Annotated in this window: 3 protein-coding genes; 1 reads left to right on the forward strand and 2 read right to left on the reverse strand. The window is 45.7% G+C overall.

Annotation, left to right across the window (positions count from 1 at the left end; genetic code table 11):
* Window positions 1-608: MFS transporter (locus ACGF7G_RS22110; RefSeq protein WP_387468425.1), on the reverse strand; the 608-nt coding region annotated here is incomplete at its 3' end.
* Between the two features lie 227 nt (window positions 609-835).
* Here ACGF7G_RS22110 and ACGF7G_RS22115 point away from each other — a divergent pair.
* A complete protein-coding gene (locus ACGF7G_RS22115) occupies window positions 836-1,747 on the forward strand; it encodes a LysR family transcriptional regulator (RefSeq protein ID WP_387468421.1) in 912 nt (303 codons plus the stop codon).
* 310 nt (window positions 1,748-2,057) lie between these two features.
* On the opposite strand, the gene ACGF7G_RS22120 is transcribed toward ACGF7G_RS22115, so the two are convergent.
* Window positions 2,058-2,351 (reverse strand): helix-turn-helix transcriptional regulator (locus ACGF7G_RS22120; protein ID WP_387468423.1); only part of this gene is annotated, 294 nt, incomplete at its 5' end.

The following is a 2,351-nucleotide window of genomic DNA, read 5'->3' on the forward strand; positions in this document are numbered from 1 at the left end:
AGGGCCCGGGCGCGAAACAGAGGTTCATCGGTGTACAGGCGGATTATAGAAGCAAGCAGACGCGGATAACTCAGCTCTACTAGGCTCTTGTAACGTGGAAGTACGAACCAGAGTGCGCCAGACATAGCCAACATTAACACAGCGGCAACCCAGTAAACGGTACGCCAGCTGCCAAGATCGGCCAACGTACCAGCCACAGTACGGGCCAAAAGGATCCCTAATAGCAGCCCACTCATGACCATACCCACAACTTTGCCTCGTTCGCCCGGAGCAGCTAAAGTGGAAGCAAAAGGAATCAATATTTGCGCTACAACCGATAAGCTACCAGCAACAACAGTGCCCAATATGACAAAAGAGAGGCTGGATGCAAACGCCGTGATCAACAAACCGAAGGCAGACAGAGCAGTCATAAGAACGATCAGACTGCGCCGCTCAATGATATCACCCAACGGTACCAGCAAGATAAGCCCGCAGGCATAGCTTAATTGGGCTACAGTGACCACACTTCCAGCCGCAGTAGTCGACAAATTGAATTGTAAACCAATGCTGTGTAACAAAGGTTGAGCATAGTAGTTGCTAGCCACAGAAAGACCGACTGCCACCGACATAAGCAGTACGATGAACGAAGTCAAACGTGGAAGCTCACTGGCCGGGGAAAACGAGAATTTCACAGGTTTTCCCCGGGAAAAAACATTCATAATAATTTCTCATTTCTTTGAAATACTACTAATCTATTTTATCAGAACCGTGCTGGCAATTCATAATATTGGATTTTCATTATCTGGAAATCCTTATAATACCTTTTCTTTTTTAGGTAGTTTTATTAGGAGGAAAAGTGAAACGACATATTTCTCTTGATCAGCTCGACTTCCGGCTACTCAATGTTTTTCTCACCATATTTCGTGAACGACACGTGGGACGTGCCGCTGATACATTGGGGATGTCACAGCCAACTGTTTCAACACTGCTGGCCCGCTTGCGTCGAATTTCCGGTGATCCACTGTTTATTCGCAGTGCGCAAGGTATGCAACCTACTGTACTGGCGCGTAATTGGGTTGAGCCAGTTACATCGGCGCTGACCATGTTGGAATCAGCTCTCAATACCCCATCAGATTTTGATGCTGCAACATCCCAGCGTACTTTCAGTGTGTATATGACAGATGTCGGCCAAATGCTCATGCTTAACCGGCTAATGTCCCGGATTGAGACAACAGCTCCCGGTATACGCATCCGGACGATTGGTACCTGGGAAGGTACCCTAGTAGATCAGCTTGACGACAGAAGCATTGATATTGCCTTTGGCTGGATCCCTCAACTTAAGGCACGTAAAACCAGTTCACTATTATTTAAGGATAGGTATGTAGGAGTGCATGATGCTGCCATAGCGCCTGTACTACACCGTTATGCCGTGGCTTATGTTCCCAATTCAGCTCATCAGATTGTGCCTGAACGTTTTCAATTGCACGGCATCAAACCCGTGATCACTGTGCCAAACTTCTTTATGTTGCCGGAAGTGCTTACAGGGACGTCTATCACAGCGGTTGTTCCAGAACGGCTGGTTCATCTTCTATCCCAACAAAGGAGAACAGCATTGCGCATTGTCGAACTCCCTTTCAAGTTGCCAATGATTAGCATCCGGATATATTGGTCTGCTGGAACATGGCGAGATGAAGGTATTGACTGGCTGCGAAACCAAATAATAGCAAGTGTCAATGACTATCCTCCCATTAAGGACTTTCCGCCTTGATAAAATTATTTCGAAAAGATATAGCCCAGTTGGGCGGCTTCCTGGGGCGCAAGGGCGACCAGAGTTGCCCTGATATTATGGGCTATTTTTAGCCTGTCATGGGTTGCCAGCCCCAATCACAGGCAATCAATCTCTGTGGGTTTATTTTCAATGCTGACCTTTTGCGACACCCTCTTTACGGCGGGGAGCAGTCACTTAAGAGTGGCGTCCCCTGCAAACACCAAATTAACGACGCAATATGTTGATATAAAATATTATTTTTTAATGTGTTAAAAATTGTGCCCTCACTTGTGCCCGCAGAGTTTCAGTTTCAGTTTTGCTTTGGCTTTGTGTATGACTCTTTCCAACTTTGATATTCTCCATACTTCCAGCGTGATGATCTCCCGATCTTCGTTGGGGAGGGTAATTTACCTTGTTGAATTTGTTTGTAAAAAAAACGACTCGTGAAGCCTGTATCATTTGTCATAAATTTCATATCAACTAATGAGTCGTCTCGTAGTTCTCTCATGCCTCTCTCCTTAAATTCCTCACATACTGAGCAAGCCAGATTTTTGGGCTGGCTTTTTTCTTCTGATGATCGGACATAATTAATTTGAATTTCTGT

The sequence above is a fragment of the Photorhabdus sp. RM323S genome (assembly GCF_042879375.1).
Classification (GTDB): Bacteria; Pseudomonadota; Gammaproteobacteria; order Enterobacterales; family Enterobacteriaceae; genus Photorhabdus; species Photorhabdus tasmaniensis.